Genomic DNA, 24783 nt, shown 5'->3' with positions numbered 1-24783 from the left:
CCGTTCAGTTACCCGTGACGGGCAGTTCCTTCAACTGGATGTTGCGGAAGGAGACCTGGTCGTCGGCGCCATGGTTCTGGAGGCCGATGTAGCCGTCGGTCAGGCTCCGCTCGGGGTCCTTGTTGGTGAAGTCGTTGATCTTGACTCCGTTGAGGAACACCTGGAGGCGTTCGCCCTGGACCTTGATCTCGTAGGAGTTCCACTGGCCGGGCGGTCGCAGAACCCGGTCACGGGCCTTGATGTCCGCCGACTTGAACGAGTAGACGGAGCCCGTGGTGCGGTCGGGCGCGTCCGTGGCGTCGATCTGGATCTCGTAGCCCTTGTTCACCGCGGACCAGGGGTCGTCGGAGGCCGGGAAGCCCACGAAGATCCCGGAGTTGTCGTCGCCCTGCATCTTCCAGTCGAGCTTGAGGGAGTACGACTTCAGCTCCTTGGCCTGGTACCAGAGAAGGCCCATGCCGCCCTCGGACTCCAGGGTGCCGTCCTTGACGTTGAACTTGCCGGGGCCGGCCTGCTTCCAACCCTCCAGGGTCTGGCCGTTGAAGATCTTCCGGTAGTCCTTGCTCGGCTTGCAGTCCGCCTTGACCTGCCCGGTGGCGTACTGGAGGCCGCCGAGCAGATGGCCCCGGAAGGCCTCATCGGCGTAGGACTCCTTGGTGTGGCCGCCGCCGGTGTAGAAGGACCGGCCGCCGCCGTAGCTCTGGCACCAGGCGATCGGGTGGTCGCCCTTCATGTTGCCGCCCTGGTAGGTGGTCTCGTCCAGGGTGGCGAGGACCTTGGCCTGCCCGCGCGGGTTGGTGCGGTAGTTGTACCACTCGTCGGTGCGCTCCCAGGCGTCGCCGAGGTGCGCGGTGGACGGGTGGTCGTGGTCCTCGACGCGGACGGTGGCCTTCTGGATGGCCGGGTGCGAGTCGAAGTAGGCGCCGACGAGGCCGCCGTAGAACGCCCAGTCGTACTCGGTGTCGGCGGCCGCGTGGATGCCCATGTAGCCGCCGCCACCGGCCACGTAGTCCTCGAACGCCTTCTGCTGATCGGCGTTCAGCACGTCGCCGGTGGTGGACAGGAAGGCCACCGCGTCGTACTTGGCGAGGTTGGTCGTGGTGAACTGCCGGGCCTCCTCGGTCGCGTCGACCGTGATGCCGGCCGGGCCGCCGAGCTCCTTGAGGGCCGCGATTCCGGCGGGGATGGAGTCGTGCCGGAAGCCGGCGGTCTTGGAGAAGACGAGGACCTTCTTGCCGCCCCGGAACGGCTCCTTGGAGAACTCGAAGTCGTCCACGTCGTACAGCGCGCCCTCGCCGCCCTTGAAGACCAGGTAGATCTGCGTGGTCCCCTTGGGCAGCGCCCGCAGCGGCACGTCGACGTTCTGGAAGGTCTCCCAGCTCCCGGTCGGCGGGATGTACGCCGAGCCGTGCAGCGGCCCGTCGGGCGAGCCGGTGCGCAGCTCGATGAAGCCGCCCGCACCGCCGGAGGCGGCCCGCACGGTCATCTTCTTCTGTCCGTCGAAGCGGTAGGGGGTGAAGGCGATCCAGTCGCCGTCGTTGATGTCGCCGACGGTCTTGCCACCGTTGGCGCCGGTCTTGTCGTAGACCTTCACGCCCGACTGGGTACCGAAGTGCTCGGCCTGGCGGTGCAGCGGCTGGAGCACGGCGCGGGCGGTGCCGGTGAGCGCCTCCTGGCCGTTCGCCCCGCCGTCGGTGTAACTGGCGCCGACGACGCCGTAGATGTTGGCGTTGGGGTCGTGACCGCCGTCACCGGCGGGCGGCGTCAGGGTGCCCGCGCAGCCCATCTCGCTGGTCAGCTCGTGGGCGTGGGAGTCGTGGCCGAGGCTGTAGACGACCTTGACCTTGGAGCAGTCGACCGTCTCCTCGGGGTCGGTGACGGTCACCTTGAACGGGACGGGCTTGCCGAACTCGGCCATCGCGCCGTTGCCCGGGATGTCGATCTTCACCTTGGGCTCGGTGTTGCCGACCACGATCCGGGTGCTGGCGTTGCCCGTGTTGCCCTCGGGGTCCTTGGCGGTGAAGGTGGCGGTGTAGGTGCCGACCTTCTTGTACTGGTGGGTGGGGGTGAGACCCTCGCCCTTGGTGCCGTCGCCGAAGTCCCAGCCATAGGTGAGGTTCGGGGAGTCGGCGTCCTTGGCGGAACCGGTGAACTTGACCTTGAGGCCGGCCGCTCCGGACGTCTTGTCGGCGCTCACCTCGGCGATCGGCGAGAAGCCGTCCTCGGCGTTCTCGATCCGGTACAGCGCGGAGTGCTCGTCGCCCTGGAACCAGGAGATGCCGTAGTCGAGGACGTAGAGCGCGCCGTCGGGGCCGAACTCCATGTCCATGATCTGGGTGCCGGTCCACGGGAAGTCGTTGATCTTCGCGACGGAGCCGTCGTCGTTCTGCTCGATCCGCTTGATCCAGCGGCGGCCGAACTCACCCGCGAAGAAGTCGCCGTCGTAGGACTCGGGGAACTTCACGCTGGATTCGAGGTCGGGGTCGTAGCGGTAGACCGGGCCGCCCATCGGGGACTCGGAACCGGTGCCGAACTCGGGCACGGAGCCGCCGTCGTACGGGATCCAGGCGGCCTGCGCGGGCGGCAGGTCGGTGAGGCCGGTGTTGTACGGCGAGGTGTTCTTCGGGGCGGCGCAGTCGAACTTCGCGCCGGAGGTGCCGGTGGCGAAGTCGTAGTCGACGTAGGCGTCGTTGTTGCCGGTGCAGAAGGGCCAGCCGAAGTTGGCGGCCTTCGTGACCTTGGCGAACTCGACCTGGCCTGCCGGGCCGCGCGTCGCCGAAGCGGCACCCGCGTCGGGGCCGTAGTCACCGACGTACACGATGCCGGTCTTGTCGTCGACGCTCATCCGGAACGGGTTGCGGAAGCCCATCGCGTAGATCTCGGGACGGGTCTTCTCGGTGCCCGGGGCGAAGAGGTTGCCTTCCGGGATGGTGTACGAGCCGTCCTCGGCGACCTTGATACGCAGGAGCTTGCCGCGCAGGTCGTTGGTGTTGCCGGCGCTGCGGCGGGCGTCGAAGGCCGGGTTGCGGCCCTCGCGGACGTCGATCGGCGTGTAGCCGTCGGAGGCGAAGGGGTTGGTGTCGTCGCCGGTCGACAGGTAGAGGTTGCCGGCCGCGTCGAAGTCGATGTCGCCGCCGACGTGGCAGCAGGTGCCGCGGGAGGCCGCGACGTCGATGACCTTCTTCTCGCTGGCCATGTTCAGCGTGCCGTTGGCGTTGAGGACGAAGCGGGAGAGGCGGTTGACGCCGTCGAACTTCTTGAAGTCGTCGGCGGTGCCGGTCTCCGGGGCGTCGCCCGCGGGGGTGTCCAGCGGCGGGGCGTAGTAGAGGTAGATCGCCCGGTTGTTCTTGAAGTCCGGGTCGATACCGACGCCCTGAAGGCCTTCCTCGTCGTGGCTGTAGACCGGGATCTTTCCGGCGACCTTGGTGACGCCGCCCTGGTCGGTGAGGCGCAGTGTGCCGTCGCGCGAGGTGTGCAGGACGCTGCGGTCCGGGAGCACGGCGAGCGACATCGGCTCGCCCATCTCGGGTTCGCCCTTGGCGAGCGGAACCTGCTGGAACTGCCCTTCGGCGGCGGCCGGTTCGTCGTGCTCGGGGTGGCCGGGGTGGGCGCCGGCGACGGTCGCCGGGGTGCCCACGGCCAGGAGCAGGCCGGTGAACAGGGCGAGGGAGGTGCGAAGTCTGGGACGCCTCGGGGTGCGGGTGCTTCTGAGTCTCGTTCTGTGCACGAAGTCCCTCCGGGAACGGGTGGGCCGTACTGGGTGGGTGCGTGGACGTGCGGTGCGGGCGCCGGGGTGCGCCGTCACCCCGGAGGGGGCTGTGCCATGAACTCTTCCGTGTGTCCTGACCACTGCCGTGTGTCCTGACCACTGCCGTGTGTCCCGAACACTGCCGTGTGTCCTGACCACTGCCGTGTGTCCTGACCACTGCCGTGTGTCCCGAACACTGCCGTGTGTCCTGACCACTGCCGTGTGTCCTGAACAACTCCGTGTGTGTCCTGAACACTTCAGGGACGGTAACCGCGTCCGTCCGGGCCGAACACCCCTTGCGTCAGGATCGGTTGAACTTTTTCCCATCGCAGGACAAAGCGGGATCCGCGCAGGTCGGAGGGGGGACCGGCGGTGCTCCCGGTCCCCGTCCCCGACCTGCGCCGGGTGCGCGGTTCAGCTATTGAACGCGGCGTCGAAGGACGCGCTCGGTGGCTCGAAGTCGAAGGCCTTCAGCCGGGTCAGTGCCTCGGGGGCGCCCTGGAGCCGGTCCATGCCGGCGTCCTCCCATTCCACGGAGATCGGGCCCTTGTAGTCGATGGAGCGCAGCATCCGGAAGACGTCCTCCCAGGGGACGTCGCCGTGCCCGGCCGACACGAAGTCCCAGCCGCGGCGCGGGTCGCCCCACGGCAGATGCGACCCGAGGCGCCCGTTACGGCCGTCGAGGCGCTTGCGGGCCTCCTTGCAGTCGACGTGGTAGATGCGGTCGCGGAAGTCCCACAGGAACCCGACCGGGTCGAGGTCCTGCCACACGAAGTGCGAGGGATCGAAATTCAGGCCGAAGGCGGGGCGGCCCCCGACGGCCTCCAGAGCTCGCCAGGTCGTCCAGTAGTCGTAGGCGATCTCGCTGGGGTGGACCTCGTGCGCGAACCGGACGCCCTCCTCGTCGAAGACGTCGAGGATGGGGTTCCAGCGGGTCGCGAAGTCCTCGTAGCCGCGTTCGATCATCGACTCGGGCGCCGGCGGGAACATGGCGACCAGATGCCAGATCGCCGAGCCGGTGAAGCCGATCACGGTGTCGACGCCGAGGGCGGCCGCGGCACGAGCGGTGTCCTTCATGCGGGCCGCGGCGCGCTGCCGGACCCCCTCCGGGTCCCCGTCGCCCCACACCTCGCCCGGCAGGATGGCCTGGTGGCGCTCGTCGATGATGGCGTCACAGACCGCCTGGCCGACCAGATGGTTGGAGATCGCCCAGCACTTGAGGCCGTACTTGTCGAGCAGCGCCTTCCTGGAGTCGATGTACGACGGGTCCGCGAGGGCCTTGTCGACCTCGAAGTGGTCGCCCCAGCAGGCGAGTTCGAGCCCGTCGTAGCCGAAGTCGCGGGCGAGCCGGCAGACCTCCTCAAGCGGCAGGTCGGCCCACTGGCCGGTGAACAGCGTGAACGTACGCGGCATTGCGCGTCAGCCTCCTCAGGCCGCTATCGGGGTGGTTCAGACGGCGATCGGGGTGTAGACGGAGTTCTTCTGGGCGCTCTCCTCCACCGCCGCGAGCACGCGCTGCACCTGGAGCCCGTCGGCGAAGGAGGGTGACGGCCGGCGGCCCTCGGCGACGGCGTGGACCAGGTCTCGGGCCTGGTGGACGAAGGTGTGCTCGTAGCCGAGGCCGTGGCCCGGCGGCCACCAGGCGTCCAGGTAGGGGTGGTCGGGCTCGGTGACGAGGATGCGGCGGAAGCCGGCGTGCGCGCCCGGTTCCCTGCCGTCGTGGTAGGAGAGCTCGTTGAGCCGCTCCAGGTCGAAGGCGATCGAGCCGAGCTCGCCGTTGAGCTCGATGCGCAGGGCGTTCTTGCGGCCGGTGGCGTAGCGGGTGGCCTCGAAGGAGGCGAGGGCGCCGGAGGGGAAGCGGCCGGTGAACACGGCGGCGTCGTCGACGGTGACCTGGCCGGTGCCGTTCGCGGAGACGGCGGACAGGCCGCTCGTGGGTCCGCCGGGCAGCGGCCGTTCCTTCACGAAGGTCTCCGTGAGGGCGGACACCCCGCCGAGCTGCTCCCCCGCCAGGTACTGCGCCAGGTCGATGATGTGCGCGCCCAGGTCGCCGAGCGCGCCCGAACCGGCGAGCTCCTTGCGCAGCCGCCAGGTCAGCGGGAACTGCGGGTCCACGAGCCAGTCCTGGAGGTACGTCACCCGCACATGACGCAGGGTGCCCAGGCGGCCCTCGGCGACCATGCTGCGGGCCAGCGCGGTGGCGGGGACACGACGGTAGTTGAAGCCGACCATCGCCAACTGCCCGCGTTCGTACGCCTCCTCGGCCGCCGCGGCCATGGTCTCGGCCTCCTCGACGGTGTTCGCGAGGGGCTTCTCGCACAGGACGTGCTTGCCCGCGGCCAGCGCTGCGAGGGCGATCTCGGCGTGGCTGTCGCCCGGGGTGCAGATGTCGACGAGGTCGATGTCGTCCCGCGCGATCAGCGCACGCCAGTCGGTCTCCGCCGACTCCCAGCCGTGCCGCTCAGCGGCCGCCCGCACGGCCGTCGCGTCCCGTCCGCAGATCGCGGCCAGGACCGGGGTGCGAGGGAGGTCGAAGACACGGCCCGCGGTGCGCCAGCCCTGTGAGTGGGCGGCGCCCATGAAGGCGTAGCCGACCATGCCGACGCGCAGTGGTGGCTTGTGGGTCCCCGTGACCGGCACTCCCGTCTCACCGGCCGTGGCCCGTGCCTCCGCCTCGGCCTCTTCGGGCTGCTGCGGCTGTCCCATGCGATGGTCCTCCTCGTCGTCGTGCCGCGGTGGGGGGTTTCGGGGCGTCCTGCGGAATCGTGCCGTCGCTTCCGGACCTCGGCGGAGCCGGAACCGAGGCCCGAGCCGGAACCGGAACCGAGGCCGGCGCCGGGGCAGTGGCCCCAGCCGGAACCGAGGCCCGAGCCGGGGCTGTGGCCCGTCGCTCCGCGGCGCGTCGCGGTCGTGCGCTCCGCGGCGGTCGCCGTCGTGCGCTCCGCGCCGGACGGCCTGCCGTACCCCAGCCGTCCCGGCCATCCGGACCCGGCGGCCGCCCCCGTGCCTCGCCGCGCCCGCGCTCCGGGCGGTCGGCCCGCATCCGGGCGCCGCGGCCCTGGCCGGCCCGATCCGCCGGACGCTCCCGGCCCTGCCCGACAGGCCCCTCGGCCGCGTCGGGCAGGGTGCGCCTCACTTGAAGCCGGTGGACATGTACTGGTCGACGTTGGCCTTGTCGACGACCGCCGAGTACAGCGTGATCGAGGCGGGGATCTCGAACTCGGCCATGCCGCCGACGCCCTTGCCCTGGCCCAGCGCACGGGCCAGGTCGATGGCGGACGCGGCCATGGTCGGCGGGTACAGGACCGTGGCCTTGAGGACGCCGTCGTCCTGCTTGATGGCCTGGAAGGCGGACAGCGCGCCCGCGCCGCCGACCATCAGGAAGTCGTCGCGCCCGGCCTGCTCGATGGCGCGCAGCGCGCCCACGCCCTGGTCGTCGTCGTGGTTCCACAGGGCGTCGAACTTCGACTGGGCCTGGAGCAGTTGCGCCATCTTGGCCTGGCCGGACTCGACCGTGAACTCGGCCGCCTGACGGGCCACCTTCTTGATGTTGGGGTAGTTCTTCAGGGCGTCGTCGAAGCCCTGCGTGCGCTGCTTGGTCAGCTCCAGGTTGTCCAGGCCGGCCAGTTCGATGACCTTGGCGTCGGACTTGTCCTTGAGCTTCTCGCCGATGTAGTGCCCGGCGTTCAGGCCCATGCCGTAGTTGTCTCCGCCGATCCAGCAGCGGTACGCCTGCGGGGTGTTGAAGATCCGGTCGAGGTTGATGACCGGGATGCCCGCGCGCATCGCCTTCAGGCCGACCTGGGTGAGCGCCTTGCCGTCGGCGGGCAGCACCACCAGAACGTCGACCTTCTTGTTGATCAGCGTCTCGATCTGACCGATCTGCGCGGCGGTGTCGTTCGACCCCTCGGTGATCTCCAGGGTGACGTCGGAGTACTTCTTGGCCCGGCTCTTGGCGTTGTCGTTGATCGCGTTGAGCCAGCCGTGGTCGGCCTGCGGTCCGGCGAAGCCGATGGTGACGGCCTTGCCGGGCTTGTCGTCGGCGGCCGGCTGGTCGTTCGCGGCCGGCTCGTCGTCGGGCTCATTGCTGGTGCAACCCACGAGGAGGGCACCCGCACCTATGGCGGCGGTCCCGAACAGCAGCCCTCTGCGACTGGTGAGCTCTGGCATGACGGTGAACCCTTTCCTCAGGTCGTGCTTGCGGTACGGCGCTGGACCAGCACGGCGGCGACGATGATCGCGCCCTTGGCGATCTGCTGGACGTCGCTCTGCAGGTTGTTCAGGGCGAAGATGTTGGTGATCGTGGTGAAGATCAGGACGCCGAGCACGGAGCCGACGATGGTGCCGCGGCCCCCGGTGAGCAGGGTGCCGCCGATGATCGCGGCCGCGATGGCGTCGAGTTCGTAGAGGTTGCCGTTGGTGTTCTGGCCGGAGCCGGCCAGGATGATCAGCAGGAAGGCCGCGATGCCGCAGCACAGTCCGGACAGCAGGTAGAGGTAGAGCCGCTGGCGGCGTACGTCGATGCCGGCGAGGCGGGCCGCCTCCGCGTTGCCGCCGACGGCGACCGTGCGCCGCCCGAAGGTCGTGCGGTTCAGCACCAGCCAGCCGATGATCGTCACGACTGCGAACACCATGACCAGCGGCGGGATGCCGAGGACGTACGCGTCGCGCTCGCCGAGGTCGAGTACCGAGGGGATGGTGACGATCTGCGTCTTGCCGTCGGTGATCTGGAGGGCCAGGCCGCGCGCGGAGGCCAGCATGGCGAGCGTCGCGATGAACGGCACCATCGCGCCGTACGCGATCAGTACTCCGTTGACCAGCCCGCATCCCACGCCGACGACGACCGCCGTGAAGAGGATGCCGGCGAAGCCGTACTCCTGGGTGGCGACCGTCGTCGCCCACACCGAGGCCAGCGCGACGATCGCGCCGACGGACAGGTCGATGCCGCCGGAGATGATGACGAAGGTCATGCCGACGGTGACGACGCCGATCACGGACGCCTGGGTGAGGACCAGTTGGAGGTTGCGGGTGTCCAGGAACTCGTCCGGCTTGGTGATGCCGCCGATGACGATCAGCGCGGCGAGGACGCCGAGCAGGGAGAGCGTGCGCACGTCGGCGTGGGCCATCAGGCCGCGCCAGGCGGGCGGTCCGTCGGCCGACTGCACCTTGCCGGTGCTGTCCCGCGGCGGTGAGGCGTGCTGCGTCATGACGCCGGGCTTCCTTCCATGACGAGGTCGAGTACGCGGTGTTCGTCGAGTTCGCGCGCGGGAGCCGTGTGTACGACACGGCCCTCGCGCAGCACCAGGACGCGGTCGGCGAGGCCCAGCACCTCGGGCACCTCGCTGGAGACCAGCAGCACGGCGAGGCCTTCGTCGGCCAGCCGCCGCACGACCGCGTACAGTTCCGCGCGGGCGCCGACGTCGACGCCGCGGGTGGGTTCGTCGAGCAGCAGGACCCGGCAGCCGCGCAGCAGCCAGCGGGCCAGGACGGCCTTTTGCTGGTTGCCGCCGGAGAGGGTGCGCACCGGCACCGACGGGTTGTCGGGCCGCAGCGACAGCTCCCGGGTCGCGGCGCGCGCCGCACCCAGTTCGGCGCCGCGGTCGATCCAACCGCCGCGCGAGAAGCGGGACATGGAGGACACCGACACGTTGCGGGTGACGGACTCCAGCATCAGCAGCGCCTGCGCCTTGCGTTCCTCGGGGGCGAGCCCGAGCCCCGCGCGTACGGCGGCGCGTACGCTGCCGGGCTTGAGCGCCCGCCCGTCCACGAGGACCTGACCGGCGCTGGGCTTGCGGGCGCCGTAGATCGTCTCCAGGATCTCGGAGCGTCCCGAGCCCACGAGTCCGGCGAGCCCGACGATCTCCCCGGGCCGCACGCTCAGGTCCAGGGACTCGAACTCGCCGTCCCGGGCGAGTCCGCGCACCTCCAGCAGCGGATCGCCGCCGGTCGCGTCCTTGGCGGGCCGCTCGGGGAAGACGTACTCGACGTTGCGTCCGGTCATCATCGCCACGACGTCCCGCGTCGGCGTCGACTTCGCCGGGAGTCCGCCGGCCACGGCCCGCCCGTCCTTCAGGACGGTCACCCGGTCGCCGATCCGGCGGATCTCCTCCAGGCGGTGCGAGATGTAGACGACGGCGACTCCGGCGCCGGTGAGGTCGCCGACGATGCGGAAGAGGTTGTCGACCTCGTCGGGGTCGAGCGCGGCGGACGGCTCGTCCATCACGATCAGCCGTACGTCGTGGGAGAGCGCCCGCGCCATGGAGACGATCTGCTGCTGGGCCGCCGACAACTCCCCGACCAGCCGGCCCGGATCGATCTCGGGATGTCCAAGTCGCTTGAGGAGTTGGGCAGTTGACGCCCGCGCCGCCTTTCCGCGTACGACGAAGCCGGCGGCCGTGGGTTCATGGCCGAGGTGGACGTTCTCGGCGACCGACAGGTGCTCGACCAGGTCGAGTTCCTGGTAGATGGTGGCGATGCCGAGGCGCATCGCGGCGATCGGCGAGCGGAGGGTGACCTCCTCGCCGCGCCAGCGGATGGTGCCGGTGTCGGGCTGGTGGGCGCCGGCGAGGACCTTGATGAGGGTGGACTTGCCGGCGCCGTTCTGGCCGAGCAGGCAGTGCACTTCACCGGCCTGGACGTCGAGGTCGACGCCGTCGAGGGCGCGGACTCCGGGGAACGACTTCGTGATGCCGTTCATGCTGAGCAGCGGTGGTTCTGGTGCCATGAGGTCCCCTTGGCGGGCGTGCGGGCCGGTTTCAGGGCGGGGCGAGGCAGAGCAGGGCGAAGCTGAGCGCTGTGCGTGATGCGGTGCTGGTGAGCCGTATGGAGTGAGTGGCTTACGCGGGTGAGAACAGGTGGTCGCTGATGAGCCGGGCCGCGCCGATGACTCCGGCGGTGGGGCCCAACTCCCCCAGCACGATGGGGAGGTTGCCGGTCGCAAGCGGCAGCGACTGGCGGTAGACCTGGGTGCGGATCGCGGCGAGCAGGTTGTGGCCGAGGCCGGTCACCCCGCCGCCGATCACCACCAGGCCCGGGTTGAAGAAGCTGACGAGTCCGGCGATGACCTGGCCGACGCGGTTGCCGCCCTCGCGGATCAGGTCGAGTGCGGTGGCGTCGCCGGCGGCGGCCGCGGCGGCGACGTCGACAGCGGTCAGGGTGCCGTTCGCCTCCAGCCGCGAGGCGAGTTCCTCCGACAGTCCCTGCTGGGCCGCCTCGACGGCGTCCCGGGCGAGGGCCGCCCCGCTGAAGTGCGCTTCCAGACACCCCCGGTTGCCGCAGGCGCAGGGGCGGCCGTCGGGCACGGCCTGGATGTGCCCGATGTCGCCCGCGCTGCCGGTGACACCGCGGTGGACGTCACCGCCCGCGACGATGCCGCAGCCGATGCCGGTGCCGATCTTGACGCAGAGGAAGTCGCCCACGGAGCGTGCGACGCCCGCGTGCTGCTCTCCCATCGCCATGAGGTTCACGTCGTTGTCGACCATGACCGGGCAGCCGAGTTCCTGGCTGAGCGCCTCCCGCACGGGGAAGCCGTCCCAGCCCGGCATGATCGGCGGAGCCACCGGGACGCCCTCGGGGAAGCGGACCGGTCCCGGGACGCCGATGCCGGCGCCGTCGAAACCCTCCGCGAGACCGGAGGCCCTCAACTTGGCGGCCATGGACAGGACTTGCTCGAAGACCGCGACGGGTCCCTCGCGTACGTCCATGGGGTGGTTGAGGTGTCCGAGGATCTCCAGCTCGGCGTTGGTGACGGCGACGTCGACCGAGGTCGCACCGATGTCGACGCCGAGGAAGCGCAGGTCGGGGTTGAGCCGGATGTTGTGCGACCGGCGGCCACCGCGTGAGGCGGCGAGTCCGTCGGCGACGGCCAGTCCCGTCTCCAGCAGGCGGTCCACCTCCACGGCCAGCTTGGACCGCGAGAGATCGATCTGATCGCCCAACTGGGCCCGGGAGTTGGGCCCGCCGTCGCGCAGCAGCCTGAGCAGCTTTGCCTGATGACCGTTAGCGGGTCGCGCCGTCATACGTCTCACGAGCCCCTCCCCGCCTCAATCGGCCTGAGCGCGCCGGGTTTCGGCCACCTCGGTGACCTGCTTTCGAGGGGAACGTAGCAGTGGCCGCCGGGACTGGGAAGAACTTGAGCAGAGATTGCCGTCAACTTTCTCCACTCACAGGACAAAGGCGGGCCGGACGACGCCACCGGGCGGGTTCGGCTGCGCCACAACTGATCGGCGATTTACGCCAGGAGGCCTGCAACGGGGCTTGGTTGGCTACTCTTTCCCTGCTGACAGCAGGTGCTTTGGGGGGAGCGCGAATGGCTCAGGATTCCTCGGCCGACGAACCGACGACGACGCCCCGGTCCGACGGCTCACCCGAAGCCGGCCCCGGCTACGCGATGCGCCTGGCGAACGGTTCGTACGACTGGTACCACAGCGCCGCCATCCGAGCGCGCCGCAACTTCCGGCTCTCCGAGACCCTGCTGCTGCTCTTCTCGGCCGCCATCCCGGTCTCGGCGGTCCTGTCGTCCAGGAACGCCGAGATCCCCGCCGTCCTGGGCGGCATCGTCGTGGTGATCACCGGCCTGCGCTCGGCCTTCCACTGGCAGGACGACTACCTGCGCTTCAGCCAGGCCCGCGAGGCGGTCGAGGCGGAACGCCGCCTCTACTGCACGGGGGCGGAGCCGTACGCCGCCCCCGAGACCCGCGACCAGGCACTGGCCGCCGCCGTCACCCGCATCGAACAGCGAGAGATGGGCACTTGGGTCCAACTGGCGGCCCCCCGCACGGAGACCACGGGGAACAACCTGCTGCCGTAAAGACCGGTAGGCGCAGGACCATCGATCCTCAGGACTTGCCCCGCGCGTGATACGACCGTCGCGTGTGCTCCGTGTGCTCTCGCATCAGTTGGGTGGCCTGCTGTTCGTCGCGGGCGGTGATCGCGGCGATCATTCCGCGGTGTTCGATCCAGGACTGGTGGCCGCGCTGGCGGGCGACCGGCGTGTAGTACCAGCGGACCCGGCGGTCGACCTGGGCCGCGAGTTCGGCGAGGACCGCGTTGCCGGCGAGTTCCATGATCTTCGCGTGGAAGCGGGCGTTGAGGGCGACGGCCGCGTCCACGTCGTCCGCGGCGACGGCCTTCTCACCCTCCGCGCAGAGCTGCTCCAGGGCCTTGATGCCGGCGCTGTCCGTATGAGCCGCGGCGAGCCGGGCCGCCTCGGCCTCCAGGAGGGTGCGGACGGTGAGGAGCTGGTCGGCCTCCTCCTCCGTGGGCTCGTGCACGAACGCGCCCTGCGCGGGCCGTAGATCGACCCAGCCCTCGGTGTTCAGCCGCTGCAGCGCCTCACGTACCGGCTGGCGCGACACGCCCAGGTGACCTGCCAGTTCGCTCTCGACCAGATGCTGGCCGGGCTGGAGGGCGCGGGTCGTGATGAGTTCGAGCAGCGCCTCGTAGACGCGGTCGCGCAGCGGGCCGGGCCGTTCGAGCTTGGGCACCGCACCCTGCGGCAGTCCTGTCGACAACATCGGTTCCCCTCCTGGGCGAACGCCGGGCGACTGCATCCCGTAGCCGATCGTCACTGAAAGCAGTATTGATTGTCTTTCGTCTACAGTCTACGGCGCACAGGGCCAGGGAAACGGCGAGTTGGCCACATCACACATGCGTCAGGGGCAGCGCACGACCTGTCCGGCGTACGACAGGTTCCCGCCGAACCCGAACAGCAGCACCGGGTCCCCGCTGGAGATCCGCCCCTGCTCCACGAGCTTGGACAGGGCCAGCGGAATGCTCGCCGCCGAGGTGTTCCCGGATTCGGAGACATCGCGTGCCACCACGGCGTTGACCGCGCCGAGCTTCTCGGCGAGGGGCTCGATGATGCGCAGGTTGGCCTGGTGCAGGACGACCCCGGCGAGGTCCTCGGGCGCGAGGCCCGCCCGCTCGCAGGCCCGGCGGGCGATGGCCGGCAACTGCGTGGTCGCCCAGCGGTAGACGCTCTGCCCCTCCTGCGCGAACCGCGCGGGCTGGCCCTCGATACGTACCGCGTGCCCCATCTCGGGCACCGATCCCCACAGCACCGGTCCGATGCCGGCGTCCTCGGACGCCTCGACGACGGCCGCCCCGGCGCCGTCCCCGACCAGCACACAGGTCGTGCGGTCGCTCCAGTCCGTCACGTCGGACATCTTGTCCGCGCCGATCACCAGCGCCCGCGCCGCCGCCCCCGCCCGCACGGCATGGTCGGCGGTGGCCAGGGCGTGGGTGAAACCGGCGCAGACGACGTTTATGTCCATCGCGGCCGGCGACGGGATGCCGAGCCGGGCGGCGACCCGCGCGGCCATGTTCGGGGAGCGGTCGATGGCGGTCGACGTGGCGACCAGGACCAGGTCGATGTCGCCGGGCGTGAGGCCCGCCGCAGCGAGCGCCTTGGCCGCGGCGTGGCCGGCGAGTTCGTCGACGGGCTCGTCGGGCCCGGCGATGTGGCGCGTACGGATGCCCACCCGAGATGTGATCCACTCGTCACTGGTGTCGACCATGCCCGCCAGATCCTTGTTGGTGAGTATCCTGGCGGGCTGATAGTGGCCGACTGCGGCGATGCGCGAGCCGTTCATCGTTGGTGATCCCCTCGAACCTCGGGTAGCGGGATTCACCAGTCTGATCAGTGACTCACCGGTACGGCGGCACGTGATGCCACAGGAATCGGGCGCCCTCGTTGTCAGCTTCCATCAGACCCTCGGACGCCCGAACAACTCCCGAACGCCTACCCGGTGAAGAGCTGCGTCGCCTTCTGTACGAGTTCGTAGAGCCCGTAGGCGAGCGGCACCCCCACCCATACCCAGGCGAAGGCGATCAGGCCCCGCCGGTCGGGCGGCGGGCTACTGCTGTCGCTGGACATCCGCGGCCTCCTTCTCCGCTTGCGCCGGCACGGGGATGTGGTGGCGGGGGTGGACGGGCCGGACGAGCTCATTGGCGACGAAGCCGACGACGAGCAGTCCGATCATGATGAACAGGGACAGCGTGTACAGGGACGAGCCGCTCTTGCCCGCCTCCTCCTGCCGGTCCGCGATCCAGTTCACGATCAGCGGCCCGAGGACGCCGGCCGTGGACCAGGCGGTGAGCAGCCGCCCGTGGATGGCGCCGACCTGGTAGGTCCCGAAGAGGTCCTTCAGATAGGCGGGGATCGTCGCGAAACCGCCGCCGTAGAAGGACAGGATCACCAGCGCGCAGAGGATGAACAGCGGCTTCGACGAGTCGCCGGCCAGCGCGATCACGCCGTACATCAGGGCGCCCGCGCCCAGGTACAGCCGGTAGACGTTCTTGCGCCCGATCAGGTCGGAGGTCGACGACCAGCCGATCCGGCCCGCCATGTTGGCGGCGGACAGCAGCGCGACGAAGCCGGCCGCGGCCGACGCCGACACCGGTGTGGAGGTGTTCGCGAAGAAGTCCGTGATCATCGGCGCGGCCTTCTCCAGGATGCCGATGCCCGCGGTCACGTTCATGCAGAGCACGACCCACAGACACCAGAACTGCGGCGTGCGCACGGCGTTGCGGGCGGACACCTGCGGCCCCTCGAAGACGGCCGGCCCGTCGCCGACCGGCTTCTCGGTGCGCGGCACCCGGACCAGCAGCACACCGAGCAGCATGAAGACGGCGTACGACAGCCCGTGCACCAGGAACGCGAGCGCGATCCCGGAGCTGTCGCTGCCGAACGACTCCAGCATCTGCGCCGACCAGGGCGAGGCGATGAGCGCGCCGCCGCCGAAGCCCATGATCGCGATGCCGGTGGCCATGCCGGGCCGGTCGGGGAACCACTTGATCAGTGTGGAGACCGGTGAGATGTAGCCGATGCCGAGGCCTATGCCGCCGACGAAGCCGTAGCCGAGGACGATCAGCCAGTACTGCTCCGTGGCCGCGCCGAGTGCGGAGAGCAGGAAGCCGGAGGAGAAGCAGACCAGGGCGACCGTCATGGCCCAGCGCGGGCCGTTGCGCTCCACCAGCGTGCCGCCGAAGGCGGCGGACAGGCCGAGCATGACGATGCCGAGCTGGAACGGCAGTGCGCTCTGGGTGCCGCTGAGGCCGAGCGCGGATTCGAGCGGTGGCTTGAACACACTCCAGGCGTAGGCCTGGCCGATGGACAGATGAACCGAGAGAGCGGCGGGCGGAACCAGCCAGCGGCTCCATCCCGGGGGCGCGAGCGGTGGACTCATGATCCCGAACGGTAGGGACGGGCAACTCGGTTGAGAAGGCGGCGCGTCGACCGTATTCGGTGAGCGGTATGCAGGACGCGACGAACGGTCGAACACCGTCCGGAAGGCCGTGCCGGGGGCGGGGCGCAAAGCCTCGGCGAAGGGCGTGCGCGAACCCTTGCTGACCCTCTATCCATACTGTAGACAATATTCCGTCGACAGGATTCGGCCCCCTGTGTCTTCGGCCGGTCCGACAACTTCCCAGCCACCTCCGCGGTACTCCCTCGACCGAACGGAGCGTTCCGAAGTGAAAGTTGCAGTCCTCGGTGCCGGTGCCATCGGCGCCTACGTCGGAGCCGCGCTGCATCGCGCGGGTGCCGACGTGCACCTGATCGCCCGTGGACCGCATCTCGCGGCCATGAGGCAGCACGGAGTGCGCGTGCTCAGTCCACGCGGTGACTTCACCGCGCGCGCCCACGCCACCGACGACCCGGCCGACATCGGCCCGGTCGACTTCGTCTTCCTGGGCCTGAAGGCCAACTCGTACGCGGCGTGCGGGCCGCTGATCGAACCACTGCTGCACGACACGACGGCCGTCGTGGCCGCCCAGAACGGCATCCCCTGGTGGTACTTCCACCGCCACGGCGGACCCCACGACGGCCACCGCGTCGAGAGCGTGGACCCGGACGGCGCGGTCAGTGCGGTGCTCGCGCCCGAACGGGCCATCGGCTGCGTCGTCTACGCCGCGACCGAGCTCGAAGGCCCCGGTGTCGTACGGCACCTGGAAGGCACCCGGTTCTCCATCGGCGAGCCCGACCGCAGCATCTCCAAGCGCTGTCTGGACCTCAGCGAGGCCATGATCGCCGGCGGTCTCAAGTGCCCGGTCGAACCCGACCTGCGCAACGACATCTGGCTCAAGCTGCTGGGCAACATCTCCTTCAACCCGATCAGCGCGCTGGCCCGCGCCACCATGCGGCAGATGTGTCTGCACGGCGGCACCCGCAAGGTCATCGAGATCATGATGACCGAGACGCTCACGGTCGCCGAGGCCCTCGGCTGCGAGGTCGGCATCTCCATCGAGCGCCGCCTCGCGGGCGCCGAGAAGGTCGGCGACCACCGCACCTCCACGCTCCAGGACCTGGAGCGCGGCAAGCCGCTCGAACTCGACGTACTCCTCGCGGCGGTCGTCGAGTTGGCGGAGATCACCGGCGTACAGGTGCCCACCCTGCGCACCGTGCACGCCATCTCGGACCTGCTCGCGCTGAGGAGCGCCGCATGAGGAAACGGCAACCGAAGAACTACACCCGGCTGACCCACCCGCTCGTCCGCGACTCCCGCGACGAGCCGTTCCGGCCGGCGACCTGGGAGGAGGCCCTGGACCGGGCGGCCGCCGGACTGGCCCGCAACCGGGGCGCCTTCGGCATGTTCTCCTGCGCCCGGGCCACCAACGAGATGAACTACGTGGCGCAGAAGTTCGCCCGCGTCGTCATGGGCACGAACAACGTCGACTCCTGCAACCGGACCTGTCACGCCCCCAGCGTCGCCGGCCTGTCGGCGGCCTTCGGATCGGGCGGGGGCACCTCGTCCTACGAGGAGATCGAGCACACCGACGTCATCGTGATGTGGGGCTCCAACGCCCGCTTCGCGCACCCGATCTTCTTCCAGCACGTGCTGAAGGGCATCAGGAACGGCGCCCGGATGTACGCCGTCGACCCGCGCCGCACCTCCACCGCCGAGTGGGCGGAGAGCTGGCTGGGGCTGAACGTCGGCACCGACATCCCGATGGCGCACGCGATCGGCCGCGAGATCATCCACGCGGGCCTCGCGAACCAGGCGTTCATCGAGCGGGCGACCAGCGGCTTCGAGGAGTACAAGGCACTCGTCGAGCCATGGACGCTGTCCCTGGCGGAGAAGGTGACGGGCGTGCCGGCCGCTGCCATCAAGGAGCTGGCCCACGCCTACGCCCGCGCCGAGCGCGCCCAGCTCTGCTGGACCCTCGGCATCACCGAGCACCACAACGGCACCGACAACGTCCGCGCGCTGATCAACCTCACTCTGCTGACCGGGCACGTCGGCCGTTACGGCAGCGGACTGCAACCCCTGCGCGGCCAGAACAACGTGCAGGGCGGCGGCGACATGGGCGCGATCCCCAACCGTCTGCCCGGCTTCCAGGACATCCTCGACCCGGACACCCGCCTCAAATTCGAGTCGGCCTGGGACACCGTCATCCAGCCCCACTACGGCCTCAACCTCACCGAGATGTTCGAGGCGATGGAGGAGGGCACGCTCCAGGCCGTCTACTGCATCGGCGAGAACCCGGCGCAGTCGGAGGCGGACAGCGAGCAGGCCATGCGGCGCATGCGGCAGCTCGACTTCCTCGTCGTCCAGGACATCTTCCTGACGAAGACGGCCGAGCTCGCCGACGTCGTGCTCCCGGCGACAGCCGGCTGGGCGGAGACCGACGGCACCACCACCAACAGCGAGCGACGGGTCCAGCGGGTTCGCCGGGCCGTCACCCCGCCCGGCGAGGCGCGCGAGGACATCGACATCATCTGCGAGCTGGCGGGACGGCTCGGCCACGAGTGGAAGTACGCGGATTCCGAGGCCGTCTGGAACGAACTGCGCTCGGTCTCCCCGGACCACTACGGAATGACGTACGACCGGCTGGCGGAGCACCAGGGCATCCAGTGGCCGTGCCCGAGCACCGACCGGCTCGAACCGAGCTATCTGCACGGCCGGTTGTGGGAGAGCGACCCCGCCGAGCGCGGCATGCCGGCGCCGTTCGGGATCGTCCAGCACGATCCGCCGGTCGACCTGACCGACGAGGAGTACCCGGTCCGGCTCACCACCGGACGGCGGCTCGACTCCTACAACACCGGCGTGCAGAGCGGGAGTTTCGCCTCCCCGCTGCGGCGCGGCGAGTACGTCGAGATCAGCCCGGAGGACGCCGAGCGGTACGGGGTCGTCGTCGGCGAGGAGGTCCAGGTGACCTCGCGGCGCGGCTCGGTCGTCGCGCCGGTCTGGGTCGACACGGCACTGCGGCCCGGGCTCGCCTTCATGACCATGCACTTTCCCGACGAGGTGGACACCAACCAGCTCACGATCGAGGCGAACTGCCCGATCGCGGGGACGGCGGAGTTCAAGGCGTCGGCGATCCGGATCGAGAAGCTCCCCGTCGCGACCATCGTGAGGTGACCTCAAGTGGACCTGCACTTCGGTGACAGCAAACCGACGGACGACGAACGGGCGGCCGTCGACGCCCTGCTCGGGCCGCCCGAGTCGTCCTGGGAGGGGGCCGACCGCTCCGACGCCGATCTGAGGTGGGCCCGGGGCGGGCGCGAGGCCCGGGACCGCCGCGACCTGCTGTTGCCGGGGCTGCACGCGATCAACGACCGGATCGGCTGGATCAGCGAGGGCGCCCTCGACCACCTGTGCCGGCGGCTGACGGTGCCGCCGTCGGAGGCGTACGGCGTCGCCACCTTCTACGCCATGTTCTCGGTCAAGCCGCGTCCGTCGACCGTGCTCCATGTGTGCACGGACCTCGCCTGCGTGGCGGCCGGCGCGAGCGAGCTGTGCGCCGGGATCGAGGCACGGCTCGGCCTCGGCAGCGGAGTGTCGGTCGAGCGCAGCCCGTGTCTGGGGCTGTGCGAACGGGCGCCGGCGGCGCTCGCGATCAAGGCCGGGGATCCGGTGCGCACGGCCGTCTCGGCGCCGGCGACCGTGCATGACGCCGTCCTCGCCGCCAGCGCCCCGGACTCGGCGCCCGAGGAGCCGTCGGCGGCGATGGCGGTGCCGCAGGCGGGCAGCGACGAGCTGGTGCTGCTGAAGCGCGTAGGTGTCGTCGACCCCATGAGTCTCGACGACTACCGCGCCCACGGCGGCTACCGCGCACTGCGCCGGGCCTTCGAGCTCGGTCCCGCCGGAGTCATCCGCGAGGTCACCGACTCCGGCCTGGTCGGGCGCGGCGGCGCCGCCTTCCCCACCGGCCGCAAATGGCAGGCCACGGCGTCGCAGCCCGACCATCCGCACTACCTCGTCTGCAACGCCGACGAATCGGAGCCGGGCACCTTCAAGGACCGCGTGCTCATGGAGGGCGACCCGTACGCGCTGGTCGAGGCGATGACGATCGCGGCGTACGCGACCGGCGCCCACAAGGGCTACCTCTATCTGCGCGGCGAGTACCCGCGCGCCCTCGCGCGCCTGGAACACGCCATCGCGCAGGCACGCGCGCGTGGCTTCCTCGGCGACGACGTCCTCGGCCAGGGCTACGCCTTCGACATCGAGATCAGGCGGGGCGCGGGGGCGTACATCTGCGGCGAGGAGACGGCCCTGTTCAACTCCATCGAGGGCTACCGGGGCGAGCCGCGCTCGAAGCCGCCGTTCCCGGTGGAGAAGGGCCTGTTCGGCAAGCCGACGGTGGAGAACAACGTCGAGACGCTGGTCAACGTCCTGCCGATCCTGACCATGGGAGCCCCGGCGTACGCGGCGATCGGCACTGAGAGGTCCACCGGGCCGAAGCTGTTCTGCGTGTCCGGGAGCGTCGCGCGGCCCGGGATCTACGAGCTGCCGTTCGGCGCGACGCTCGGCGAGCTGCTGGAGCTGGCCGGGGTCCGCGACGGACTGCGGGCGGTGCTGCTGGGCGGCGCGGCGGGCGGCTTCGTACGGCCGGACGAGACCGGCATCCCGCTCACCTTCGAGGGCACGCGGGAGGCGGGCACGACGCTCGGCTCGGGTGTCGTGATGGCCTTCGACGACACCGTTCCGCTGCCCCGGCTGCTGCTGCGCATCGCCGAGTTCTTCCGCGACGAGTCGTGCGGGCAGTGCGTGCCGTGCCGGGTCGGAACGGTCCGGCAGGAGGAGGCGCTGCACCGGATCGCCGAACGGACGGGTGCGGCGGCCGCCGATGACATCGCCCTGCTCAGGGAGGTCGGCCGCGCCATGCGGGACGCCTCCATCTGCGGTCTCGGGCAGACCGCGTGGAACGCCGTGGAATCCGCCATCGACCGACTGGGGGCGTACGAATGACCGTGACATCGCTGGGGATTCCGCGCCGGCTGCTGGAGTTCACCATCGACGGGGAGCCGGTGCGCACCCCCGAGGGGTCGACCATCCTCGACGCCTGCCGGGCGGCAGGGAAGGACGTCCCGACGCTGTGCGAAGGGGACACGCTCAGGCCCAAGAACGCCTGCCGGGTCTGCGTCGTCGAGGTCGAGCGCTCGCGCACCCTCGTCCCGGCCTGCTCGCGCAGGGCCGAGCCCGGCATGGAGGTCAGGACCGACACGGAGCGCGCGAGGCACAGCCGCAAGATCGTCCTGGAGCTCCTCGCCTCCTCGGTCGACCTGTCGACGACCCCGCGGGTCACCGAGTGGCTCAAGGAGTACGAGGCCAAGCCGGACCGCTTCGGCCCGGACGCGGCCCGCCTGAACGAGGAGCCGAAGGTCGACAACGATCTGTATGTGCGGGACTACGACAAGTGCATCCTCTGTTACAAGTGCGTGGACGCGTGCGGGGACCAGTGGCAGAACAGTTTCGCGATCTCGGTCGCCGGCCGCGGGTTCGACGCGCGCATCGCGGTGGAGCACGACGCCCCGCTGACCGATTCGGCGTGCGTGTACTGCGGAAACTGCATCGAGGTCTGCCCCACGGGCGCCCTGTCGTTCAAGTCGGAGTTCGACATGCGGGCGGCGGGTACGTGGGACGAGAGCAAGCAGTCCGAGACGACCACCGTGTGCGCCTACTGCGGTGTGGGCTGCAACCTCACGCTCCACGTGCAGGACAATGAGATCGTGAAGGTCACCTCGCCGCACGACAATCCGGTGACCCACGGCAACCTCTGCATCAAGGGCCGTTTCGGCTACCAGCACGTACAGAACCGGGACTGAGAGACACATGGGACGAGTCACGGAACGACGCAAGGTCATCCGGATCCGGGACGGGGCGGTCTCCAGCCGCCCGGACACCCTCGTGGCCGAGGAACCGCTGGAGATCCGCCTCAACGGCAAGCCGCTGGCGATCACCATGCGCACCCCCGGTGACGACTTCGCGCTGGCGGCCGGTTTCCTGGTGAGCGAGGGCGTGCTGGCCGAGGGCTCGGACCTGCAGAACATCGTCTACTGCGCGGGCGCCACGGTGGACGGCTCGAACACGTACAACGTGGTGGACGTGCGAACCTCGCCCGGGGTGACCATCCCCGACATCACGCTCGAACGGAACGTGTACACGACGTCGTCCTGCGGGCTGTGCGGCAAGGCGTCGCTGGACGCCGTCCGTACGACGGCCCGCTGGCCGATAGCCGACACTCCCCCGGTCCGGGTCGATCCCGAACTGCTCGCGAGCCTCCCCGACCGGCTGCGCGCGGCCCAGCGGGTCTTCGACCGGACCGGGGGTCTGCACGCGGCGGCCCTGTTCGCCGAGGACGGTGAGCTGCTGGACATACGGGAGGACGTGGGCCGGCACAACGCGGTCGACAAACTGGTCGGCCGCGCCCTTCAGAACGATGACCTGCCGCTGTCCCGGACGATCCTGCTGGTCTCGGGGCGGGCCAGCTTCGAGCTGGCGCAGAAGGCCGTGATGGCGGGCATCCCGGTGCTCGCCGCGGTCTCGGCGCCGTCCTCGCTGGCCGTGGATCTGGCCGCGGAGACCGGGCTGACACTCGTGGGCTTTCTGCGGGGCAGCTCCATGAACGTGTACGCGGGCGAACACCGGCTCGCCCTGCGGACCGCGGCCGCCCAGGCCTGACCGGCTCCCCGCGACACGGCGGCGGGGCCCCGAACCGGCGGGGAGCGCCCCCTGCGCCGTAACTGGGGCCCCGCTGTTTCCATGACCCGGGCGGCCGCTCAGCCGCCCGTGAAGGCCACATCCGCGGCCCGGACCACCGAACCCAGCCTCGGGAAGTCCAGCCGTACGGATGCCTCGTGCTCGGGGGCCGTGAACGCCGTCATCGCGTCCTCGACGAAGACGAGGTCGTAGCGGAGGTCGGCTGCGGCGCGGGCGGTGGACTCGACGCCGAGGTTGGTGGCGATGCCGCCGAACACCAGCGTGCCGATGCCCCGTTCGCGCAGGCGCTCGTGCAGGCCGGTGTCCTGGAAGCCGCCGATCGTCCGCTTCACGATCTCGATGTCGCCCTCCTGCCGCAGGCCCGCCGCCAGGCCGCTGCCGGGCGGCTGCTCGGCGACGCCGGTGCGTTCCACGCGGATCAGGACGACGGTGGCTCCCGAGGCACGGAAGGAGGCCGCCAACTCCTGTGAGGTGGCGAGTACTTCGGTGCCTTTTCGGGGCTCAAGTGGCAGCGCGACGATGCGGTCCATCAGGTCGACCAGCACGAGGGCGGTCTGTGCGGGCCGGAGCTCGAGGGGTGCGGTCATGACGGAACGTTATCGGGCGTCAGCCCTGTGTACCGGAAATCCGGATCAACAGGTCCATGAATCGCTCTCGTTCGGCGGAGGAGAGCGGGGCGAGAAGCGTGTCGTTGGCCTCGCGGGCCACCTTCTCGCAGCGCTTGAGCAGGCGTGCGCCCTCGGCCGTGAGGGAGACCGCGTTCTTGCGCCGGTCCTTGGGGTCGGGCTCGCGCACGACCAGGCCGGCGGACTGGAGGTCGTTGAGGATCCCGACCAGGTCCTTGGGGTCGAGCCGCACACCGCGCCCGAGGTCCGCCTGCGCGACGGGGGCGAGGTCGTGGACGGCGGAGAGCACGACGTGGTGCCACATCTTCATGCCCTCCGCCGCGAGCGCCTCGGCGACCAGCGCACGCCCCCGGGCCGCCGCACGGCCGAGCAGCCAACTGGGCAGGGAGCGGATCGCGGGAAGCGGGGCCTCGGACATGGAGGCACCCTATCGAGAATTCATTGGACTTCCCAATGACCGGTAGGTAGCTTCGAGACCACCGAGACCGTTGGTGTTCCCAATGAAATCTGGAGGTGCGATGCGCCGCGTCCGCTACGGCTCCACCGGCGGGCCCCTGTATCTGGAGGAGGCCCCCGTCCCACAGCCGGGCCCCGGCGAGCTGCTCGTCCGCTGCGAGGCGATCGGCGTCACGCTCCCCGTCGTCCGCAAGGTCACCGAGGCCGCCGAGCCGGTTCCGCTGGGCGGCGAGATCGCCGGCGAGGTCGTGGCCGTGGGCCCCGGCACCGGCCGTTTCGGTGTCGGGGAGCGCGTGACGGGGCTGTGCTTCGGACATGGGTACGCCGACTACGCGCTCCTGCGCGAGGGCATGGCCTCCCCCGTGCCGGACACCGCCACCGCCGTCGACGCGGTCGCCCTGGTCCGCAGCGGCCTGGTCGCGCTCGGGGCGCTGGAGGCCGCCCGGCCCGAGCCGGGAGAGGCCGCACTGGTGACCGCGGCGGCGAGCGGGGTCGGACATCTCGCGGTGCAGCTCGCGCGGGTGCGGGGCGCGGGGCGGGTCGTGGGCGCCGTGTCCGATCCGGCCAAGGCCGGCTTCGTGCGCTCCCTCGGCGCCGACGACGTGGTCACGTACGGACAGGAGGGCTGGGGGGAGCCCGTCGACTTCCTTCTCGACGCCGTCGGCGGCGACATGCTGAGCCACGCCCTCGCGGCGCTCACGCCCGGCGGGCGACTTGTGGCATACAGTTCGGGTGGCGGGACGATTCGGGCATATGACCTTCTTGTCGGCGCCAAGTCCGTCATCGGATTCCAGATGGCGCGGATCGCTCGCACAGAGCCGGAGTTGTACGAGCGATGGCGGCAGGAGCTGTGGAGGCTGTTTGATGAGGGGGCCGTCAAGCCCGTCACGCATGGGGAGTTCGCGCTGGAGGCGGCAGCCGAGGCACATGCGGCCATCGAGGCACGGGTCAACCGAGGGAAAGTAGTACTCCATCCGTGACGTGACACGTGCACGGTTCTTGTGATGTA

The 24783-nt window shown here is 70.3% G+C and carries 20 protein-coding genes; 7 read left to right on the top strand and 13 right to left on the bottom strand.

Annotated features, from left to right (window positions below):
• Positions 1–4 precede the first annotated feature (4 nt).
• The 7 genes from ACZ69Q_RS03800 to ACZ69Q_RS03770 form a co-directional block, all read right to left on the bottom strand.
• Positions 5–3727 carry a ThuA domain-containing protein gene (locus ACZ69Q_RS03800; protein WP_471035822.1) on the bottom strand — a complete coding sequence of 1241 codons (3723 nt, stop codon included), beginning with the start codon at positions 3725–3727 and terminating at the stop codon, positions 5–7.
• A gap of 435 nt (positions 3728–4162) precedes the next feature.
• Positions 4163–5161: a sugar phosphate isomerase/epimerase family protein gene (locus ACZ69Q_RS03795; RefSeq protein ID WP_471035820.1), complete on the bottom strand. Its 999-nt coding sequence runs from the start codon at positions 5159–5161 to the stop codon at positions 4163–4165.
• 36 nt (positions 5162–5197) lie between these two features.
• On the bottom strand, positions 5198–6454 hold the full coding sequence (locus tag ACZ69Q_RS03790; protein WP_471035817.1) for a Gfo/Idh/MocA family protein: 1257 nt from the start codon (positions 6452–6454) through the stop codon (positions 5198–5200).
• Between the two features lie 426 nt (positions 6455–6880).
• Positions 6881–7918: a substrate-binding domain-containing protein gene (locus tag ACZ69Q_RS03785; protein ID WP_471035813.1), complete on the bottom strand. Its 1038-nt coding sequence runs from the start codon at positions 7916–7918 to the stop codon at positions 6881–6883.
• Between the two features lie 17 nt (positions 7919–7935).
• Entirely contained in the window at positions 7936–8955 is a 1020-nt protein-coding gene (locus ACZ69Q_RS03780) for an ABC transporter permease (protein ID WP_471035811.1), read from the bottom strand.
• Entirely contained in the window at positions 8952–10472 is a 1521-nt protein-coding gene (locus ACZ69Q_RS03775; RefSeq protein ID WP_471035807.1) for a sugar ABC transporter ATP-binding protein, read from the bottom strand. Before ACZ69Q_RS03775 ends, ACZ69Q_RS03780 begins: the two co-directional genes overlap by 4 nt.
• A gap of 112 nt (positions 10473–10584) precedes the next feature.
• On the bottom strand, positions 10585–11766 hold the full coding sequence (locus ACZ69Q_RS03770) for an ROK family protein (RefSeq protein WP_471040028.1): 1182 nt from the start codon (positions 11764–11766) through the stop codon (positions 10585–10587).
• A gap of 290 nt (positions 11767–12056) precedes the next feature.
• On the opposite strand from ACZ69Q_RS03770, the gene ACZ69Q_RS03765 reads away from it, so the two are divergent.
• Entirely contained in the window at positions 12057–12557 is a 501-nt protein-coding gene (locus tag ACZ69Q_RS03765; protein WP_471035805.1) for a DUF4231 domain-containing protein, read from the top strand.
• A 28-nt stretch (positions 12558–12585) separates the two neighbouring features.
• On the opposite strand, the gene ACZ69Q_RS03760 is transcribed toward ACZ69Q_RS03765, so the two are convergent.
• From ACZ69Q_RS03760 to ACZ69Q_RS03745, 4 genes are all read right to left on the bottom strand, one after another.
• Positions 12586–13263, bottom strand: a complete 678-nt coding sequence (locus tag ACZ69Q_RS03760; protein WP_471035803.1) for a GntR family transcriptional regulator — start codon at positions 13261–13263, stop codon at positions 12586–12588.
• Positions 13264–13401: 138 nt separating this feature from the next.
• Positions 13402–14340 carry a beta-ketoacyl-ACP synthase III gene (locus ACZ69Q_RS03755; RefSeq protein WP_471035800.1) on the bottom strand — a complete coding sequence of 313 codons (939 nt, stop codon included), beginning with the start codon at positions 14338–14340 and terminating at the stop codon, positions 13402–13404.
• A gap of 149 nt (positions 14341–14489) precedes the next feature.
• A complete protein-coding gene (locus ACZ69Q_RS03750; RefSeq protein ID WP_271666792.1) occupies positions 14490–14624 on the bottom strand; it encodes an MFS transporter small subunit in 135 nt (44 codons plus the stop codon).
• Positions 14605–15936: an OFA family MFS transporter gene (locus ACZ69Q_RS03745; RefSeq protein WP_471035797.1), complete on the bottom strand. Its 1332-nt coding sequence runs from the start codon at positions 15934–15936 to the stop codon at positions 14605–14607. Before ACZ69Q_RS03745 ends, ACZ69Q_RS03750 begins: the two co-directional genes overlap by 20 nt.
• Positions 15937–16222: 286 nt before the next feature.
• Here ACZ69Q_RS03745 and ACZ69Q_RS03740 point away from each other — a divergent pair, with 286 nt between their 5' ends.
• The 5 genes from ACZ69Q_RS03740 to fdhD are packed head-to-tail and all read left to right on the top strand — an operon-like array spanning position 16223 to position 22653.
• Positions 16223–17194, top strand: a complete 972-nt coding sequence (locus ACZ69Q_RS03740) for a 2-dehydropantoate 2-reductase (RefSeq protein WP_471035794.1) — start codon at positions 16223–16225, stop codon at positions 17192–17194.
• Positions 17191–19110 carry a molybdopterin oxidoreductase family protein gene (locus tag ACZ69Q_RS03735; RefSeq protein ID WP_471035789.1) on the top strand — a complete coding sequence of 640 codons (1920 nt, stop codon included), beginning with the start codon at positions 17191–17193 and terminating at the stop codon, positions 19108–19110. Before ACZ69Q_RS03740 ends, ACZ69Q_RS03735 begins: the two co-directional genes overlap by 4 nt.
• A 6-nt stretch (positions 19111–19116) precedes the next feature.
• Complete coding sequence (locus tag ACZ69Q_RS03730; RefSeq protein ID WP_471035786.1) at positions 19117–20940, top strand: NAD(P)H-dependent oxidoreductase subunit E; 1824 nt, start codon at positions 19117–19119, stop codon at positions 20938–20940.
• Entirely contained in the window at positions 20937–21797 is an 861-nt protein-coding gene (locus tag ACZ69Q_RS03725) for a 2Fe-2S iron-sulfur cluster-binding protein (protein ID WP_471035781.1), read from the top strand. Before ACZ69Q_RS03730 ends, ACZ69Q_RS03725 begins: the two co-directional genes overlap by 4 nt.
• A gap of 7 nt (positions 21798–21804) precedes the next feature.
• Positions 21805–22653: a formate dehydrogenase accessory sulfurtransferase FdhD gene (gene fdhD / locus ACZ69Q_RS03720; RefSeq protein ID WP_471035777.1), complete on the top strand. Its 849-nt coding sequence runs from the start codon at positions 21805–21807 to the stop codon at positions 22651–22653.
• Positions 22654–22751: 98 nt separating this feature from the next.
• On the opposite strand, the gene ACZ69Q_RS03715 is transcribed toward fdhD, so the two are convergent.
• Positions 22752–23279 (bottom strand): isochorismatase family protein, encoded by a 528-nt coding sequence (locus ACZ69Q_RS03715; RefSeq protein WP_471035775.1) that lies wholly within the window; start codon positions 23277–23279, stop codon positions 22752–22754.
• Positions 23280–23298: 19 nt separating this feature from the next.
• Entirely contained in the window at positions 23299–23736 is a 438-nt protein-coding gene (locus ACZ69Q_RS03710; RefSeq protein WP_471035772.1) for a MarR family winged helix-turn-helix transcriptional regulator, read from the bottom strand.
• A 100-nt stretch (positions 23737–23836) separates the two neighbouring features.
• On the opposite strand from ACZ69Q_RS03710, the gene ACZ69Q_RS03705 reads away from it, so the two are divergent.
• Positions 23837–24754 carry a quinone oxidoreductase family protein gene (locus ACZ69Q_RS03705; protein WP_471035768.1) on the top strand — a complete coding sequence of 306 codons (918 nt, stop codon included), beginning with the start codon at positions 23837–23839 and terminating at the stop codon, positions 24752–24754.
• Positions 24755–24783: the final 29 nt, after the last annotated feature.

This window comes from Streptomyces sp. NPDC036764, from assembly GCF_055609385.1.
Note: the sequence above shows the minus strand (reverse complement) of the source record. Positions and strands in the feature narration are given on the sequence as shown.

Coding starts and splice junctions, on each gene's coding strand:
- ACZ69Q_RS03795 (WP_471035820.1), bottom strand. CDS start 5,161: ATGCCGCGTACGTTCACGCTGTTCACCGGCCAGTGGGCCGACCTGCCG.
- ACZ69Q_RS03790 (WP_471035817.1), bottom strand. CDS start 6,454: ATGGGACAGCCGCAGCAGCCCGAAGAGGCCGAGGCGGAGGCACGGGCC.
- ACZ69Q_RS03785 (WP_471035813.1), bottom strand. CDS start 7,918: ATGCCAGAGCTCACCAGTCGCAGAGGGCTGCTGTTCGGGACCGCCGCC.
- ACZ69Q_RS03780 (WP_471035811.1), bottom strand. CDS start 8,955: ATGACGCAGCACGCCTCACCGCCGCGGGACAGCACCGGCAAGGTGCAG.
- ACZ69Q_RS03775 (WP_471035807.1), bottom strand. CDS start 10,472: ATGGCACCAGAACCACCGCTGCTCAGCATGAACGGCATCACGAAGTCG.
- ACZ69Q_RS03770 (WP_471040028.1), bottom strand. CDS start 11,766: ATGACGGCGCGACCCGCTAACGGTCATCAGGCAAAGCTGCTCAGGCTG.
- ACZ69Q_RS03765 (WP_471035805.1), top strand. CDS start 12,057: ATGGCTCAGGATTCCTCGGCCGACGAACCGACGACGACGCCCCGGTCC.
- ACZ69Q_RS03760 (WP_471035803.1), bottom strand. CDS start 13,263: ATGTTGTCGACAGGACTGCCGCAGGGTGCGGTGCCCAAGCTCGAACGG.
- ACZ69Q_RS03755 (WP_471035800.1), bottom strand. CDS start 14,340: ATGAACGGCTCGCGCATCGCCGCAGTCGGCCACTATCAGCCCGCCAGG.
- ACZ69Q_RS03750 (WP_271666792.1), bottom strand. CDS start 14,624: ATGTCCAGCGACAGCAGTAGCCCGCCGCCCGACCGGCGGGGCCTGATC.
- ACZ69Q_RS03745 (WP_471035797.1), bottom strand. CDS start 15,936: ATGAGTCCACCGCTCGCGCCCCCGGGATGGAGCCGCTGGCTGGTTCCG.
- ACZ69Q_RS03735 (WP_471035789.1), top strand. CDS start 17,191: ATGAGGAAACGGCAACCGAAGAACTACACCCGGCTGACCCACCCGCTC.
- ACZ69Q_RS03725 (WP_471035781.1), top strand. CDS start 20,937: ATGACCGTGACATCGCTGGGGATTCCGCGCCGGCTGCTGGAGTTCACC.
- fdhD (WP_471035777.1), top strand. CDS start 21,805: ATGGGACGAGTCACGGAACGACGCAAGGTCATCCGGATCCGGGACGGG.
- ACZ69Q_RS03715 (WP_471035775.1), bottom strand. CDS start 23,279: ATGACCGCACCCCTCGAGCTCCGGCCCGCACAGACCGCCCTCGTGCTG.
- ACZ69Q_RS03710 (WP_471035772.1), bottom strand. CDS start 23,736: ATGTCCGAGGCCCCGCTTCCCGCGATCCGCTCCCTGCCCAGTTGGCTG.
- ACZ69Q_RS03705 (WP_471035768.1), top strand. CDS start 23,837: ATGCGCCGCGTCCGCTACGGCTCCACCGGCGGGCCCCTGTATCTGGAG.